The organism is Variovorax sp. GW823-FHT02B07 (genome assembly GCF_058797695.1).
The window spans coordinates 18648-33203 of record NZ_JBXAJX010000006.1 but is presented as its reverse complement, the minus strand read 5'-3'; the positions used below and the strand labels follow the sequence as shown (position 1 = coordinate 33203).

At 70.1% G+C, this 14556-nt stretch carries 16 protein-coding genes; 4 read left to right on the top strand and 12 right to left on the bottom strand.

The window, feature by feature from the left end:
• Positions 1–77: 77 nt before the first annotated feature.
• From AC1RGU_RS25265 to AC1RGU_RS25250, 4 genes are read left to right on the top strand one after another with little or no spacing between them, the layout of a single operon-like run.
• Complete coding sequence (locus tag AC1RGU_RS25265) at positions 78–998, top strand: branched-chain amino acid ABC transporter permease (RefSeq protein ID WP_492698902.1); 921 nt, start codon at positions 78–80, stop codon at positions 996–998.
• A complete protein-coding gene (locus AC1RGU_RS25260; protein ID WP_492698900.1) occupies positions 995–1984 on the top strand; it encodes a branched-chain amino acid ABC transporter permease in 990 nt (329 codons plus the stop codon). The genes AC1RGU_RS25265 and AC1RGU_RS25260 overlap by 4 nt, the downstream gene beginning before the upstream one ends.
• Entirely contained in the window at positions 1981–2736 is a 756-nt protein-coding gene (locus tag AC1RGU_RS25255; protein ID WP_062476055.1) for an ABC transporter ATP-binding protein, read from the top strand. Before AC1RGU_RS25260 ends, AC1RGU_RS25255 begins: the two co-directional genes overlap by 4 nt.
• A complete protein-coding gene (locus tag AC1RGU_RS25250) occupies positions 2733–3461 on the top strand; it encodes an ABC transporter ATP-binding protein (protein ID WP_062476058.1) in 729 nt (242 codons plus the stop codon). The genes AC1RGU_RS25255 and AC1RGU_RS25250 overlap by 4 nt, the downstream gene beginning before the upstream one ends.
• 22 nt (positions 3462–3483) lie before the next feature.
• On the opposite strand, the gene AC1RGU_RS25245 is transcribed toward AC1RGU_RS25250, so the two are convergent.
• The 12 genes from AC1RGU_RS25245 to gtdA form a co-directional block, all read right to left on the bottom strand.
• The gene (locus AC1RGU_RS25245; protein ID WP_492698898.1) at positions 3484–4092 is read right to left on the bottom strand and encodes a class I SAM-dependent methyltransferase; all 609 of its coding nucleotides are present in this window, start codon (positions 4090–4092) and stop codon (positions 3484–3486) included.
• A 17-nt stretch (positions 4093–4109) separates the two neighbouring features.
• Positions 4110–4814 (bottom strand): SDR family oxidoreductase, encoded by a 705-nt coding sequence (locus AC1RGU_RS25240; RefSeq protein ID WP_492698896.1) that lies wholly within the window; start codon positions 4812–4814, stop codon positions 4110–4112.
• Between the two features lie 33 nt (positions 4815–4847).
• Positions 4848–5486, bottom strand: a complete 639-nt coding sequence (locus AC1RGU_RS25235) for an SMI1/KNR4 family protein (RefSeq protein ID WP_492698894.1) — start codon at positions 5484–5486, stop codon at positions 4848–4850.
• A 3-nt stretch (positions 5487–5489) separates the two neighbouring features.
• Positions 5490–6098 (bottom strand): glutathione S-transferase, encoded by a 609-nt coding sequence (locus AC1RGU_RS25230; RefSeq protein ID WP_095950702.1) that lies wholly within the window; start codon positions 6096–6098, stop codon positions 5490–5492.
• 43 nt (positions 6099–6141) lie between these two features.
• Positions 6142–7056 carry an acyl-CoA thioesterase gene (locus tag AC1RGU_RS25225; protein WP_492698892.1) on the bottom strand — a complete coding sequence of 305 codons (915 nt, stop codon included), beginning with the start codon at positions 7054–7056 and terminating at the stop codon, positions 6142–6144.
• A gap of 96 nt (positions 7057–7152) precedes the next feature.
• Complete coding sequence (locus AC1RGU_RS25220) at positions 7153–7848, bottom strand: hypothetical protein (RefSeq protein WP_492698890.1); 696 nt, start codon at positions 7846–7848, stop codon at positions 7153–7155.
• A gap of 54 nt (positions 7849–7902) precedes the next feature.
• Positions 7903–9267 carry an FAD-dependent oxidoreductase gene (locus tag AC1RGU_RS25215; RefSeq protein ID WP_492698888.1) on the bottom strand — a complete coding sequence of 455 codons (1365 nt, stop codon included), beginning with the start codon at positions 9265–9267 and terminating at the stop codon, positions 7903–7905.
• Entirely contained in the window at positions 9267–10244 is a 978-nt protein-coding gene (locus AC1RGU_RS25210; protein ID WP_095743265.1) for a Bug family tripartite tricarboxylate transporter substrate binding protein, read from the bottom strand. Before AC1RGU_RS25210 ends, AC1RGU_RS25215 begins: the two co-directional genes overlap by 1 nt.
• A gap of 85 nt (positions 10245–10329) precedes the next feature.
• Positions 10330–11310 (bottom strand): Bug family tripartite tricarboxylate transporter substrate binding protein, encoded by a 981-nt coding sequence (locus AC1RGU_RS25205; RefSeq protein WP_492698886.1) that lies wholly within the window; start codon positions 11308–11310, stop codon positions 10330–10332.
• Positions 11311–11366: 56 nt separating this feature from the next.
• The gene (locus tag AC1RGU_RS25200) at positions 11367–12581 is read right to left on the bottom strand and encodes a 3-hydroxybenzoate 6-monooxygenase (protein ID WP_095743263.1); all 1215 of its coding nucleotides are present in this window, start codon (positions 12579–12581) and stop codon (positions 11367–11369) included.
• 16 nt (positions 12582–12597) lie between these two features.
• Positions 12598–13302 carry a fumarylacetoacetate hydrolase family protein gene (locus tag AC1RGU_RS25195; protein WP_099794668.1) on the bottom strand — a complete coding sequence of 235 codons (705 nt, stop codon included), beginning with the start codon at positions 13300–13302 and terminating at the stop codon, positions 12598–12600.
• Positions 13303–13372: 70 nt separating this feature from the next.
• Positions 13373–14455, bottom strand: a complete 1083-nt coding sequence (gtdA, locus tag AC1RGU_RS25190) for a gentisate 1,2-dioxygenase (RefSeq protein WP_492698883.1) — start codon at positions 14453–14455, stop codon at positions 13373–13375.
• Between the last annotated feature and the right edge of the window lie 101 nt (positions 14456–14556).

Genomic DNA, 14556 nt, shown 5'->3' with positions numbered 1-14556 from the left:
CGGGGGCAACACCTGAGGCCCGGCAAAGCCGGTTCCTCGGTGTTTCCCGAAATGAATACGGGCACTCCTTGAATGCTATGAGCGGAATTCTTGTTCTCGAGCAATTGCTCAACGGCATCGGCTACGGCCTGATGCTCTTTCTTCTGGCGGCGGGCCTCACGCTGGTGTTCGGCATCATGGACGTGCTGAACCTGGCGCACGGCTCGCTGTTCATGGCCGGCGCCTACGTGGCGGCCGAGGCGCACACGCGCACCGGCTCGTTCGCCGCCGCCATCGTCGTCGCGGTGCTCATCACCGTGGTGGTGGCGCTGCTCATCGAGGTGCTGCTGATGCGCCGCCTCTACAAGCGCGACCACCTGGCGCAGGTGCTCGCCACCTTCGGCGTGATCCTGGTGGCCGACGACATCGTCAAGATGATCTGGGGCCCCTCGCCCATCATGGCGCCCACGCCAGCCGCGCTCTCGGGCCCGGTCGAGCTGATGGACGGCCTGCCCTACCCCTCGTACCGCCTCGTGGTGCTCGCGGGCGGCCTGCTGATGGCGCTGGCGCTGTACGTGCTGGTGAACCACACGCGCATCGGCATGCGGGTGCGCGCGGGGGCGTCCGACCGGCCGATGGCCGAGCTGATGGGCGTGCGCGTGGGCCGCATCTTCAACGGCGTGTTCCTGCTCGGCGCGGCGCTGGCCGCACTGGCCGGCGCGCTCATGGGCCCGATCGTCGCGGTGCAGGTGGGCATGGGCGAAGCCATCCTGATCCCGGCGCTGGTGGTGCTGGTGATCGGCGGCATCGGCTCGGTGCGCGGCGCCTTCGTGGCCGCGCTGCTGGTCGGCGTGGTCGACACCATCGGCCGCGCCTTCGTGCCGATGCTGCTGCGCGCCACGCTGCCGCCCGCCACGGCGGCCGACCTGGGGCCGCTGTTCGCCGAAGTGGCGATGTACGCGCTCATGGTCGTCGTCCTGATCTTCCGGCCCTCGGGCCTCTTCTCCGCCCGCGCATGAAACCCTCGTCACGCACCTTCGGCCTCGGGCTGCTCCTCGTGGCGCTCGCGGCCTTTCCGCTGGTCGCGCCGCTGTTCGGGCTCGACTTCTACATCGGCTTCGTGCGGCGCGTGCTCGTCGTCGCACTGGCCGCCGCGAGCCTGAACTTCATCCTCGGCTTCGGCGGCATGGTGGCGCTCGGGCACGCAGGCTTCATCGGCATGGGCGCCTACACGGTGGTGGCGCTCAGCGACGCCGGCGTGATGTCGGCCTGGATCCTGTGGCCGCTGGCCGCGCTGGTGGCGGGCCTCGTGGCCGCGCTGATCGGCACGGTGGCGCTGCGCACGCGCGGCGTGTACTTCATCATGACCACGCTGGCCTTCGCGCAGATGCTGTACTTCGTCGTCGTGTCGCTGCGCAAGTACGGCGGCGACGACGGCTACACGCTCATGTCGCGCCCCACGCTGCTGCCGGGCCTGGACCTGGGCACCGAATCGACCTTCTACTGGGTGGTGCTCGTGGTGGTCGCGCTCGCGCTGTGGTGGCTGCACCGCGCCACGCAGGCGCGCTTCGGCCATGCGCTGATGGGCATCCGCGACAACGAGACGCGCATGCGCGCGCTGGGCTACCCGGTGTTCCGGCTGCAGCTCGTGGCCTTCACCCTCGCCGGCGCGATCGCCGGGCTGGCCGGCGCGCTGCTGGCCGGCGGCAACGGCTTCGTGAGCCCCGCGACCATGCACTGGACGCAGTCGGCCACGCTGGTGGTGATGGTCGTCATCGGCGGCCTGGGCCGCAGCTGGGGCGGCCCGGTGGGCGCCGTGGTCTGGCTGGTGCTCGAGGAAGCGCTCAAGCAGCACACCGAACACTGGCACATGCCGCTGGGCCTGCTGCTGATCGCCGTCGCCCTCTGGGCCCCGCGCGGCCTGGCCGCACTGTCGACGAAACGCCGCACGGTCGCAGCAGCAGCGGCTTCCGCTGCAACGGCCGCAGGGAGCGCCAAGCCATGAGCCTTTTCAGAATCGAAGGGTTGGTCAAGCGCTTCGGCGGCCTGCTGGCGACCGACCATGTGAGCCTCACGGTGGAGCGCGGCGAAGTGCATGCGCTCATCGGCCCCAACGGCGCGGGCAAGACCACGCTGGTGAACCTCATCACCGGCCTGCTGGAGGCCGACGCGGGCCGGCTGATGCTCGACGGGCAGGACATCACGGCCTACAAGGACCACCAGCGCGTCGCCGCCGGCATGTCGCGCTGCTTCCAGGTGACGCGCGTGTTCGCGAAGGAAACCGTGCACGACAACCTGATGCTCGCGGCGCAGGCCCATGCGGGCAGCAGCCTGCGTTTCCTCGCGCCGCGCGCGAACGAACGCGACCTCGTCGACCGCGCCCACGCGCTGGCCGACCGCGTGGGCCTGGGCAGCGAGCGCCACCGCATCGCGGGCACGCTGCCGCACGGCGCGCAGCGCGCGCTCGACGTGGCCCTGGCGCTGGCCGCCGAACCCAAGCTGCTGCTGCTCGACGAGCCGATGGCCGGCATGGGTCCCGACGAGTCGGCGCGCATGGTCGATCTGATCGAATCGCTGCGCGAATCGATGGCCATCCTGCTCATCGAGCACGACATGGACGCCGTGTTCCGCCTCGCCAACCGGCTCACGGTGCTGGTGCAGGGCAAGGTGCTGATGAGCGGCACGGCCGACGAAGTGCGGGGCCACCCCGATGTGCAAGCCGTGTACCTCGGCACCGAAGCGGAAGGACACGCATGAGCACGACGACCACGACATCCACCCTGCTCGAGGCCACCGCCATCGAAGCCGGCTACGGCGCCAGCCAGGTGCTGTTCGGCATCGACGTGCGCGTCGGTGCGGGCGAAGTGATGGCGCTGCTGGGCCGCAACGGCATGGGCAAGAGCACGCTGCTGAAGGTGCTGACCGGCACGATCGCACCGATGCGCGGCGGCGTGCAGTTCTGCGGCGCGGCCATCGGCGGCCACCGGCCCGACGCCATCGCGCGGCGCGGCATGGCCATCGTGCCCGAGGGGCGCCACGTGTTCCCCAACCTCAGCGTGGACGAGCACCTGCGCGCCTTCGCACGGCCCCGGCCCGGCAGCGCGCCGCGCTGGACCGTGGAGGCGCTGTACAAGCTCTTTCCGCGCCTGTCGGAGCGCAAGGCCAACGCGGGCAACCAGCTCTCGGGCGGCGAGCAGCAGATGCTGGCCATTGCGCGCGCGCTGTCGACGCACCCGCGCCTGCTGATCCTGGACGAAGCCACCGAAGGCCTGGCGCCGGTGATCCGCGAGGAGATCTGGCACTGCATCGCCACGCTGAAGTCCGAGGGCGAGGCGATCCTCGTGGTCGACAAGTACGTGCAGCGCCTGCTGCCGCTGGCCGACCGCCACGTGATCCTCGAGCGCGGACGCGTGGTGTGGCAGGGCGACTCGGCCGCGCTCGACGCCGACCGGTCGCTGTGGACGCGCTACCTGGGCGTGTGAGCCGGCGTTCGTCCGCTCGCTGCTAGCGCGGACGGCACGCCAGGAAGTTGGCCCAGGTCACATCGTCGCGGCCGATCCACTGGCTGCCCCATTGCAGGTCAAGGCCCGCCGCCGCCAGCGCGTCGGCGAACGCGTCTTTCGCCCAGTACACGGTCTGGTAGTCGCCGAGGGTCTCGCCTTCGCCGATGCGCATGGCCGCGAGAAAAACCCCGCCGGGCGCGAGCGCATCGAACACCTTGCGCAGCACCGGCGCGATCTGCGCGCGATCGACATGGATCAGCACGCACATCGCAAGGACCGCGTCGTACGGCCCGCCCAGCGCATCCGTGACGACGTTGAGCAGCTCGCCCTTCTTGCCGCGCTCGGCCTGCAGGTCGAGAAACGCCTGGACCGCATCGGTGCGCTTCACGACGCCGCCCAGGGATTCGACGAAGTCGGCGTCCTGCCCCGACCCGGAGCCGATCTCGAGCACGGTGCCGCCGGCGGGCACGCGCTGCATCATGCGGCGCACCGCGTCCTCGATCTCGGGCGGCCGGTGGCCCGCGACGATCGCGTTGTAGTCGCGCGCGGACGCTTCGTAGGACGCAAGGGTGCGGTCCATGTGCTTGTGCACCGGGGTGGGGGCGGTCATGGGCGCCGTTGCCGGGTTCAGACCGAGCGCGTGATGCCGCCGTCCACGCGCAGGTTCTGCCCGGTGATGTAGCCCGCGCCCTCGGAGGCCAGGAAGCCGATGGTGGCGGCGATCTCGGCGCTGCGGCCGTAGCGGCCCATCGGGATGCGTTCGCGGAACACTTCTTTCTCGGGCAGGCTGTCGATGAAGCCGGGCAGCACATTGTTCATGCGCACGTTGTGCTTGGCGTACTGGTCGGCGAAGAGCTTGGTGAAGGCCGCGAGGCCGGCACGGAACACGCCCGAGGTCGGGAACACCGGGTCGGGCTCGAAGGCGGCGAAGGTCGAGATGTTGATGATCGCGCCGCCGCCCTGCTTCACCATGTGCGGCGCCACGAGGCGCGCGGGGCGCACGGCGCTCAGGAAGTAGACGTCCATGCCGCGGTGCCAGTCGTCGTCGCTGATCTCCAGGATCGGCGCGCGCGGGCCGTGGCCGGCGCTGTTCACGAGCACGTCGATGCGGCCCCATTCGGCCATGACCTGGTCCACGAGGCGCTGGATGTCGTCGTTCGACTGGTTGGAGCCGGTGACGCCGATGCCGCCGAGTTCCTGCGCCAGCGCCTCGCCCTTGCCCGACGAGGACAGGATGGCGACGCGAAAGCCGTCGTCCGCGAGCTTGCGCGCCGCCGCGGCGCCCATGCCGCTGCCGCCGGCGGTGACGATGGCTACTTTCTGATCTGACATGGTGGGTTCCTCCTTCGGATGAAACCCCGTAGCCTACCCCTCGATGTCCCAGCGCGCTTTCACGGGGAAAGGCGCGCTGTCCTGCAGGGTGAAGCGCTTCAGGTCTTCCTCGAACCCGGCCTGCGGCATCAGCGAGGGCACCTGCTCGGGCCTGGCGCGCGGGCCCGTCTTGAAAGGCCGCGACACCAGCGGCTGCCGGCTCAGCGCCCGCAGGTAGGCGGCGGTTTCCGTGTCGTCCATGAAAGCCGTGACGGTGGCCACGTCGGCCGCGATGCGCTCGGCCATCTCGGGCTCGGACAGGTCCCAGTCGCCGAGGTAGCTCAGGTCGACAAAGGCTTCCAGGAACTTCGCGCAGACGAAATCGGCGAACGAGCCGTGGCCGACGCTGCTTTCCTCGTCGTCGTGCCACACGAAGGCCACGCCCACAGCGCCGCCGTCCAGCGGCACGAGGCAGTAGGCGTCGCCCGCGCCCGATTGCGCAAAGGGCAGGAAGCGGCGGCCGTCCTGCCACTTGGCGTCGAGCCACTCATCGAGGTCGTTGGCCGCCTGCTCGGCGTCCAGCCACTCGAAGTCGGGAAAGCCGACCAGATCAGGCGGCCCGCTGGCGAGGAGCTGTTGCAGCAGCGGGGGAATTTCGATGCCGGTGCGGCGCGAGAGATCGTCGAACGTCATCGTTCAGGCCGTCGGCAACGTGGCCTGCATCGACGGCCGGTGGTTGAACACGGCGAACCACTTCGCGCTGTTCGGCGCCTGGGCGCGCCAGTCCACCGAGGGAAAGCGGAAGTCCATGTAGCCCAGCGCGCAGCCGAAGGCGATGGTGCCGATGTCGACGCGATCGCCGAACGACGGCGCCGCCGCTTCCAGCCACTCGAGGCCGGTGCGCACCTTGTCGAGCTGGCCATCGGTCCAGTCGCTCCAGCGCAGCGCCTCGGGGCGCAGCATGGTCTCGTAGCGCGCGAGCAGCGCGGCGCCGGTCATGCCGTCGGCCAATGACAGCTCGGTCAGGCGCGCCCAGCGCGCGGGCCCGGCGGCCGGGAACAGACCGCCGGCGTACGCGGTGTCGAGGTACTCGCAGATCACGCGGCTGTCGAACAGCGCCTGGCCGTCGTCGGTGAGGAAGGTCGGCACCTGGCCCAGCGGGTTGGTCGGCAGGATGCGGGCGTCGCGCTTCACCGGGCCGGCCGCGCTGGGCAGCTTCTCGATGCGATCGGCCACGCCCAGCTCGTGGGCCACGACCATGCACTTGCGCACGAAGGGAGACGCGGGAGAGAAGAAGATCTTCATGGCCAGGGTGAACGAGTGGATGTTGAAAAAAGAGGCGGGACTTTCAGCCCGTGATCGGCATGCGCGGCGATCCCGGCTTGCAGATGCGCAGCATGCCCTCTTGCGCCGCCGAGGCCACGAGTCGGCCGTCGCGCGTGTAGAGGCTGCCGCGGCACAGGCCGCGTGCGCCGCCCGCGCTGGGCGAGTCGACCACGTAGAGCAGCCAGTCGTCGAAACGGAAATCGCGGTGGAACCACATCGCGTGGTCCAGGCTGGCGGGACGCACCTGGCCGCTCATGAAGCTCAGGCCGTGCGGCAGCATGGCGGCGCGCAGCAGGCCGTGGTCGGAGGCGTAGGCCAGCAGCGCGCGGTGCACCGTCAGGTCGTCGGGCAGAGGCGCGATGGCGCGCATCCAGATGGCGCTCTGGTTCTCGGTCGGGCGCACCTCGGGCCGCAGCAGGTCTTCGGGGTCGACGCGCCGGTACTCGATGCCGTGCGGCTGGATGGCCTTGGAGCGCCAGGGTTCGGGCAGGCGGTCGCCGAGCGCGATGCGCTGGTCGAGCTCGCTGGTCAGGCCCTCGGGGCCTTCGACGGCGGGCATGGGGAACTGGTGCTCGACGCCCTCGTCCACGGTCTGGAACGAGGCGGACATTTCAAAAATGATGCGGTCCTGCTGGCGCGCCACCACATGGCGCGTGGTGAAGCTGCGGCCGTCGCGCACGCGGTCGACGCTGTACTCGATGGGCGCGTGCTCGCCGGGCAGCAGGAAGTAGGCGTGCATCGAATGCACCGGGCGTTCGGCGCCCACCGTGAGGCTGGCGGCCATGAGCGACTGGCCGAGCACCTGGCCGCCGAAGACGGCGGGCGTGCCGATGTCCTCGCTCTGGGCCAGGAAGCGGTCGCCGCCCAGGGGTTCGAGCTGCATGAGGGCGACGAGGTCGGCAACGAGGCGGGCGGCAAGGACGGGTTCGGGGGTCATCGGGGGGAAGGGATTCGGCGCAGAAAAGCAATCCACGACGATAGCAAAGGCCGGGCCCGCGCGCTGTCGCGGCCCGGTCAGCGGCGCCCGGCGGGCCTACTTGAAGAAGCAGATGTCCAGCATCAGGCGCAGGCTGCAGCCGTGGTCGGTGCCGCCATCCACCATGCGCACCGGCACGCCGCCCAGCAGCATCGCGCCGTCGGCGCCGTACGCCAGCGGCGAACGCGCGGCCTGGCTGAAGGGGCCGCTGAGCGTTTCCTGCTCGACGTACTTCAGGTACTGGCGCCGCGAGAAATCGACCGTGTCGGCCGACTTCAGCGCCACCGCCGCGTAGCGCTTGCCGTAGACCGTACCGAAGTAGCGCAGCACCGGCCCGGTACGGTCGCCGTACTTCACCTCGGCCTTCGCGAAGCCGGTCTGGACGAGGAAGTTGCGGTCTTCGGGGGTCAGGTCGGCGTCGAAGGCCATCAGCACGTACTGGCCTTCGAAGCTCTGGTTGCGCGCCACCTTCAGTTCGCCGATGAGCGCGGGCGTGACCTTGGTGCGGCCGTCCCAGCGCAGCAGCGCGGCCACGGACGGGTCGCCGTCGAACACGTAGTGGTAGTTCTCGCCGGCGATGGCGACCTTGCGGCCGTCCTTGGCCGCCACGAAGCTCAGCACGCGGTCCTTGCCGTGGACGGGGTCGCCCTCGGGGGTGCTGGCGCAGCCCACCTGCAGCAGGCCGAAGGCGGCGCAGGCCAGCGCCAGGAAGAGCCGACGCGCGGGGGTCGACAGCGAAGAAGAAAGAGGCACGGTGTGTCCGGGGTTCGAGTTCATCCAGCCCCGGACTCTAGCGCCGCGCCGCGCTCAACGGTCCAGGTCGACGCCGTCGGCCAGCAGCTTTTTCTGCAGCGCTGCCACGTCGATCGCCGCGAAGCGCCCGCTGCCCAGCGAGGCCGCCGCCGTGCCCGCCGCCTGCCCCATCACAAAGCAGCCGCCGCTGGCGCGCGCGGCCGACTGGCCTTCGTGCGTCATCGAGGCGCAGCGCCCGGCCACCAGCAGGTTGTCGAGCGTCTGCGGCACCAGCATGCGCCACGGCAGGTGGTTGTAGGCGTTGGCTTCGTCGCGCGGGAAGGCCCACTCGATGCGGCCGTCGGCGTGCATTTCCATCGGCCAGGCGTTCAGGCCGATGGTGTCGTCGAAGGTGGCCGAGCCGAGGATGTCTTCGCGGCCCAGCGCGTACAGGCCCTGGATGCGCCGCGTCTCGCGGATGCCGACCTGCGGCGCGATCTCCACGATGGCCGACGGCTCGAAGCCCGGCACCTCGGCCTGCAGGAACTTGAAGTACGCCGCGATCTGGCGCCGGCCTTCGAGCTCGCCGTTGCTGAGCTCGCGCGCATCGACGCCGTTCATCGCGCGGCCTTCGGCGTTGCGGATCTGCGTGACGTTGGCGCGCCACTCGCGCGGGTCCTTGTTGGGCCGCAGGATCGCGCCTTCGCGCGGAAAGCTGTACTTGCCCGGATGCTGCTGCTCGGCGCGCGCCATGAAGCCGTTGATGGCCGAGAACTCGCCCACGGCTTCCAGCGCGGCCGGCGCGTCGACCTGGCCGATGCGGAACATGGTGGTCGGGAACAGCCCGCTGCCGTGGCCGTCGCCCACTTCGAAGGGCACGCCCGCGAAGGCCGCCACGTCGGCGTCGCCGCTGGCATCGATGAAGGCGTTGGCGCGAATGGCTTGGCGGCCCGATTTCGTTTCGACCACCAGCGCAGCAATGCGTGCGCCGTCGTGCAGCACCGCCGCGGCATACGCGTGGAACAGCATCTGCACGCCGGCCGCCTCGAGCAGCTGGTCGGCGGCCAGCTTGTAGGCCGAGGTGTCGTACGAGCGCACGCAGATGCGCCCGCCCATGCCGTTCTGCGGCGCGTTCATGCCGTTGAAGCCGGCGATGCGGTCGATGAGGTCATCGACCACGCCGCGCACCAGCTGCGTCATCTCGCCGCGGCGCTTGCCGTACAGGCCCGCGAAGTTGGTCACGCCGCCCGCGGTGCCCATGCCGCCGAGAAAACCGTAGCGCTCCACCAGCAGCGTGCGCGCGCCGTGGCGCGCGGCGCTCACCGCGGCGGCAATGCCGGCGGGGCCGCCGCCGACCACGACCACGTCGAAGTCGCCGAACACCGGCAGCGCGCGCGCCGGTTCGGTCAGGGTGAGTTGTTGCTGCGTCGTCGCCGTCATCACTGCAGCTTGATCCCGCGCGTGGAAATGATCTTGCTCATGATCGCCGCCTCTTCCTTCACGCGCGTGCGCATTCCGTCGGGCGAGGTGCCCACGGCCTGCCAGCCTTGCTCGAAGAGCTTGCGGCGCACGTCGGGGTCTTTCATGACGATCTCGATCTCGCGGCTGATGCGTGCCTGCGCGGGCTTCGACAGGCTGGCCGGGCCGAGCAGCGCCACCCACACCTCGAGGTTGAAGTCTTTCACGCCGGCTTCGGCCAGCGGGGCGATCTCGGGCACCAGCGCGCTGCGTCCGCCCGTGAGGCCCACGGCCTTGAGCTTGCCGGCGCGGATCTGCGGCATGGCCACGCCCGGCGGGATCAGGCCCATCTGCACCTGGTCGCCCAGCATGCCGGTGACGACCTGCGGGTTGCCCTGGTAGGGCACGTGCTCGGGCTTGAAGCCGTTCACGCGACTCTTGAGCAGCTCCATGCCCAGGTGGCCGACCGAGCCCACGCCCACCGAGCCGTAGTTCCACTTGTCGCCGGCCTGGCGCGCGGCGTCGAAGAAGGCGGTGCCCGAGGGCAGGCTGTTCTGCGCCACGAGCACCAGCGGCGCGGTGGCGATGAGCGAGAGGTACGTGAAGTCTTTCGCGGGGTCGTACGGCAGCTTGGGGTACAGCATCTTCGACGACGTGAGGTTGCCGTTGATGACGATGCCCAGCGTGTGGTCGTCGGTGGCCTTGGCCACCTGGTCGGCCGCGATGTTGCCCGAGGCGCCGGCCTTGTTGTCCACCACGACCGGCTGGCCCAGCGCGCGGGACAGCGGCTCGGCGATGGTGCGCGCCGCGATGTCGGGCGTGGAGCCGCCCGGGAAACCCACCAGCAGGCGGATCGGCTTGGTCGGCCACGCGGGGGTGTCGGCGCTGGCGGACAGCGGCAGCGCCGCGGTGGCGGCCAGGCCGCAGGCGATCAGGAGGGCTCTCTTGGTGGCTTGCATGGAAAAAGACAGTTAAAAGGTAAACAAAAATGCAAAGAGAGCCAGCTTAACTGGCGCGCCGAGCCCTGGGCAAGGCGCACCCTCGTCAGTCGAGGCTGATGTTGCCCCGGCGCACCAGCTCCCCGTACACCTTCGACTTGGCCTCGGCGTTGCGCTCGATCTCCTCGGGCGGCCAGGCCAGCGGCTCGAAGGCGAAGGTGTCGAAGCGGGCGCGGATGTCGGGGTCGGCGATGACCTTGGCCACGTCGGCGTTGATCCTGGCCTTCACGGCCGCCGACACGCCCTTGGGCGCGAGCAGCGACACGAAGGAATTGACCTCCAGCGAAGCCGGGCCGCCGGCCTCGGCCATGGTGGGCACGTCGGGCATCTGCGGGATGCGCTTGGGCGCGGCCACGGCGATGTAGCGCAGCTTGCCGGCCTTGTAGATGCCCTGGCTCGACGGGATGCTCGCGAAGGCCCACGGCACCTCGCCGGTGCCGACGTTGGAGTACAGCTGCGACACCTCGCGGTACGGCGCATGCCGCATGCGGATGCCCGTGAGCGCCTCGAGCTGCTGCGCGCCCAGGTGGCCCGGGCTGCCGACGCCCCACGAGCCGTAGACCACGCCCTCGGGGTTGGCCTTGGCGGCGGCGATCAGGTCGCCCATGGTCTTCCACTTCGACTCGGTGCCCACGGCCACGAAGAAGGGCGTGCGGAACAGCGAGGCGACCGGGTCGAAGTGCTGCAAGGTCACGAAGTTGCGCGACTTGTACAGGTGCGGCAGCGCGGCGATGTGCTCGCTGTCCAGCTGCAGCAGCGTGTAGCCGTCGGGCGCGGCGCGGCGCGCCTGGTCGATGGCGATGAAGCCGCCGCCACCGGGCCGGTTGTCGACCACCACGCGCTGGTTCCACAGACGCGAGAGCTTGTCGGACACGAGCCGCAGCACCGCGTCGGGGCCGCTGCCGGCCGCGAACGGGGTGATCAGCGTCACCGGCTTGCTCGGGTAGTCGCTGCCCTGCGCCCAGGCGCCGGAGGCGGCGGTCAGGGCCAGGACGGCGGTCGTCAGCAATGCGCGCGGAAAGTTCATGGGTTGTCTCCTGGGCCTTCGGCCTCGTTGGTAGATGATGAAGAGAGAAACGCGGATCAGCGCGGCGCGGGCGCCTCGCCCAGGCAGTGCTCGGGTCGCCAGGCGTACAGCCATTCGACCGCATCGTAGAAGCGTTCGGGCGTGCGCCCGGTCCACAGGCTGTTGCGCACCAGGCGCTCCACGCCCTGGGCGTGGTACAGGCGCCCCATCTCGCGCACCGACAGCACGACGCGCGCGCAGCGTGCGATGCGGGCCTGTTCGTAGCGCTGGAAGGCGGCGGTCATGTCGAAGTCGCAGGCCTTCACGGCCTCGCCGAGCGTCACCGCGTCTTCGAGCGCCATGCAGGCGCCCTGCGCGAGGTACTGCATCATGGGATGCGCCGCGTCGCCCAGCAGCGTGGCCGGGCCGTCGCTCCAGCGTTCGACGGGGTCGCGGTCGGCGGTGCTCCAGCGGCGCCACGAAGTCGGGCGGTCGAGCAGCTGGCGCGGGCGCGCATGCACGCCCTCGAAGTACGACAGCACCTCTTCTTTGCTGCCGTCGGTGACGCCCCACTCTTCGGCGTCGCGGCTGTGGAAGGTGACGACCAGGTTGTACTGCTCGCCGTGGCGCAGCGGGTAGTGCACGAGGTGGCAGTTCGGGCCGGCCCAGACCACGGGCGCGTTCCATTGCAGGTCGGCGGGCATGTCGGCCGCGGGCACGACAGCGCGGTAGACCACGTGGCCCGACACGCGCGGCGCGTCGCCGATGAGCTTGGCGCGCACCACCGACTTCACGCCGTCGCAGCCGACGATGGCATCGGCCTGGAAACGGCGGCCGTCGCGCGTGACGGCCGTGACGCCGTGCGCGCCGATGTCGATCGCCTCGACCTGCGCCGAAGTGTGGAAGCGGATCAGCGGATGCTGCTTCACGGCCTCGTGGATCGCGCCGTGCAGGTCGGCGCGGTGGCTCACGGCATACGGATTGCCGAAGCGCGCGCGGAAGGCCTCGCCGACAGGCACCGAGGCCACTTCGCTGCAGTCGACCGCGTCCATCATCACGAGCCGGTCGGTGAACACCGAGCTGCGGCGCACGGCCTCGCCCACGCCCAGCGCGTCGAGCGCCGCGAAGGCGTTGGGGCCGAGCTGCAGGCCGGCGCCGATCTCGCCGATGACGGCGCTCTGTTCGAGCAGGTCGATGGCCACGCCCAGGCGTGCGAGCGCCAGCGCAGCGGCCATGCCGCCGATGCCGCCGCCGACGAGCAGCACGGAGGGAGGATGCTTCGAGAGGGTCATGCGCGGGCCGGGGCGCTCAGTCGATGCGGACCGTGAGCGAGGGCAGGCGCTCGATGCTGACCTTGATCGTCTGGCCCGGCTTCACCGCGCCCACGCCTTCGGGCGTGCCCGTGAAGATCAGGTCGCCGGGCTGCAGCGCGAACAGCGTCGAGAGGTTGGCGATGACCTCGTTCACCGACCAGATCAGGTGCGTGATGTCGCTGTTCTGGCGCACCTGGCCATCGACCTCGAGCGTGATGGCGCCGGCGTTGATCTCGCCCACGTCGGCCAGCGTGCGCAGCGGCGCGATGGGGGCCGAGAAGTCGAAGGCCTTGCCGATCTCCCAGGGGCGGCCGGCTTCGCGCATCTTCATCTGCAGGTCGCGGCGCGTCATGTCCAGGCCCACGGCGTAGCTGTGGATGTGGCTGGCGGCCTGGTCGACCGGGATGTCCTTGCCACCCTTGCCGATGGCGACCACCAGCTCGGCTTCGTAGTGGTAGTTGCTCGTGAGCGAGGGGTACGGCACGGCGCCGGTGGCGCCTTCGGCCACGGGCACGACCGAGGCGTCGTCGTTCGGCTTGCAGAAGAAGAACGGCGGTTCGCGGTCGGGGTCGAAGCCCATCTCGCGCGCATGGGCCGCGTAGTTGCGGCCGACGCAGTAGACGCGGCGCACGGGGAACTGCTTGTCGGAGCCCACGATGGGCAGGCCGACGATGGAAGGGGGCGTGAAGACGAAGGACATGGAAGCTCCTGCCGCACGGGACGGCACATCAGACAAACAAGAAAAAGAAGGAATGAAGGTCGCCGCGCTTTCAGGCGTCTTCGAGAAAGGCTTCGCGCAGGATGCCCATGGCCTGCTGCACGGGGCGGTCGGAAAAGCTGAAGAGCACGGTGTCTTCGTTCGGCGACGACAGGCGCAGCGGAGCCCACGAGGGCACGACGAAGGTGTCGCGCGGGCCGAAGTCGAAGCGCTGGCCGGCGATCTCTGCCGTACCGTGGCCTTCGACCACGCTGTAGACGGTGCCGTCGGTGGCGCGGTGCGCCTGGCCCGCGAAGCCCTGGGGCAGCAGCTGCAGCTGGGTCGAGATGGTCGGCATCGGCGAGCCACCCGTCAGCGGGTTGATGTAGCGCAGCTTGTGGCCGAGCCAGGCGTCGGGCGCCTCCTGCTTCTGCAATTGCGCCAGCGCCTCGCGGCTGCGCAGGTAGGGGTAGTTGAAGATCGGCGAGGTGGCCAAGGTGTGGTCGTGCCGCACCGGCACCATGTTGTGGCCGAAGCGCGCCAGGCTGTGGCCTTCGGGGCGCGCCACGTGCTGCACCTTGGCGTCGTCGTTCTCGGCGAAGCCGGCGTCGAAGAAGCGCAGCATGGGAATGTCGAGGCCGTCGAGCCACACCACCGGCTCGGTCACGCCTTCGATGCCTTCGTTGCCGTGGTCGTGCCAGGCCCACGAGGGCGTGATGATGAAGTCGCCGGGGTGCATCGTCGTGCGCTCGCCGCCCACGGTGGTGTAGGCGCCCTTGCCGTCCACGATGAAGCGCAGCGCCGACTGCACATGGCGGTGCGACGGTGCCACCTCGCCCGGCATGATGAGCTGCAGGCCGGCGTAGATCGACTGCGTGATCGACGCGTTGCCGGGCAGCGCCGGGTTCTCGAGCACCAGCACGCGGCGCACGGCCTCTTCGGCGGTGATGAGGTCGGCCGACTCCATGAGCAGCGGGCGGATCTCGTCGTAGCGCCACAGCGCGGGCACGCACGGGCTCGCGGGTTCGCGCGGCACCAGCACGTGCAGCGACTCCCACAGCGGCGAGAGGTTCAGCGGGCGGATGCGGGCGTAGTAGTCGCGGCGCTCGGCGGCGTTGGCCGGTGCGCTGGCGGCATGGGAAGAAGCGGGGTTCATGGGGTCGGTGTCTCCGTTGGCGGCATTGTTGACCCGCACCACTATTTCCTCAAGACCGCGTGCCAATACACGGAATTCGAAATTTCGATAATGGTGTCTTT

What these genes read in the sequence shown, in the direction of transcription:
- AC1RGU_RS25205 (WP_492698886.1), bottom strand. Translation starts at nt 11,310, where the DNA reads ATGAACTTTCCGCGCGCATTGCTGACGACCGCCGTCCTGGCCCTGACC.
- AC1RGU_RS25225 (WP_492698892.1), bottom strand. Translation starts at nt 7,056, where the DNA reads ATGACCCCCGAACCCGTCCTTGCCGCCCGCCTCGTTGCCGACCTCGTC.
- AC1RGU_RS25265 (WP_492698902.1), top strand. Translation starts at nt 78, where the DNA reads ATGAGCGGAATTCTTGTTCTCGAGCAATTGCTCAACGGCATCGGCTAC.
- gtdA (WP_492698883.1), bottom strand. Translation starts at nt 14,455, where the DNA reads ATGAACCCCGCTTCTTCCCATGCCGCCAGCGCACCGGCCAACGCCGCC.
- AC1RGU_RS25210 (WP_095743265.1), bottom strand. Translation starts at nt 10,244, where the DNA reads ATGCAAGCCACCAAGAGAGCCCTCCTGATCGCCTGCGGCCTGGCCGCC.
- AC1RGU_RS25250 (WP_062476058.1), top strand. Translation starts at nt 2,733, where the DNA reads ATGAGCACGACGACCACGACATCCACCCTGCTCGAGGCCACCGCCATC.
- AC1RGU_RS25230 (WP_095950702.1), bottom strand. Translation starts at nt 6,098, where the DNA reads ATGAAGATCTTCTTCTCTCCCGCGTCTCCCTTCGTGCGCAAGTGCATG.
- AC1RGU_RS25200 (WP_095743263.1), bottom strand. Translation starts at nt 12,581, where the DNA reads ATGACCCTCTCGAAGCATCCTCCCTCCGTGCTGCTCGTCGGCGGCGGC.
- AC1RGU_RS25235 (WP_492698894.1), bottom strand. Translation starts at nt 5,486, where the DNA reads ATGACGTTCGACGATCTCTCGCGCCGCACCGGCATCGAAATTCCCCCG.
- AC1RGU_RS25255 (WP_062476055.1), top strand. Translation starts at nt 1,981, where the DNA reads ATGAGCCTTTTCAGAATCGAAGGGTTGGTCAAGCGCTTCGGCGGCCTG.
- AC1RGU_RS25245 (WP_492698898.1), bottom strand. Translation starts at nt 4,092, where the DNA reads ATGACCGCCCCCACCCCGGTGCACAAGCACATGGACCGCACCCTTGCG.
- AC1RGU_RS25215 (WP_492698888.1), bottom strand. Translation starts at nt 9,267, where the DNA reads ATGACGGCGACGACGCAGCAACAACTCACCCTGACCGAACCGGCGCGC.
- AC1RGU_RS25195 (WP_099794668.1), bottom strand. Translation starts at nt 13,302, where the DNA reads ATGTCCTTCGTCTTCACGCCCCCTTCCATCGTCGGCCTGCCCATCGTG.
- AC1RGU_RS25240 (WP_492698896.1), bottom strand. Translation starts at nt 4,814, where the DNA reads ATGTCAGATCAGAAAGTAGCCATCGTCACCGCCGGCGGCAGCGGCATG.
- AC1RGU_RS25260 (WP_492698900.1), top strand. Translation starts at nt 995, where the DNA reads ATGAAACCCTCGTCACGCACCTTCGGCCTCGGGCTGCTCCTCGTGGCG.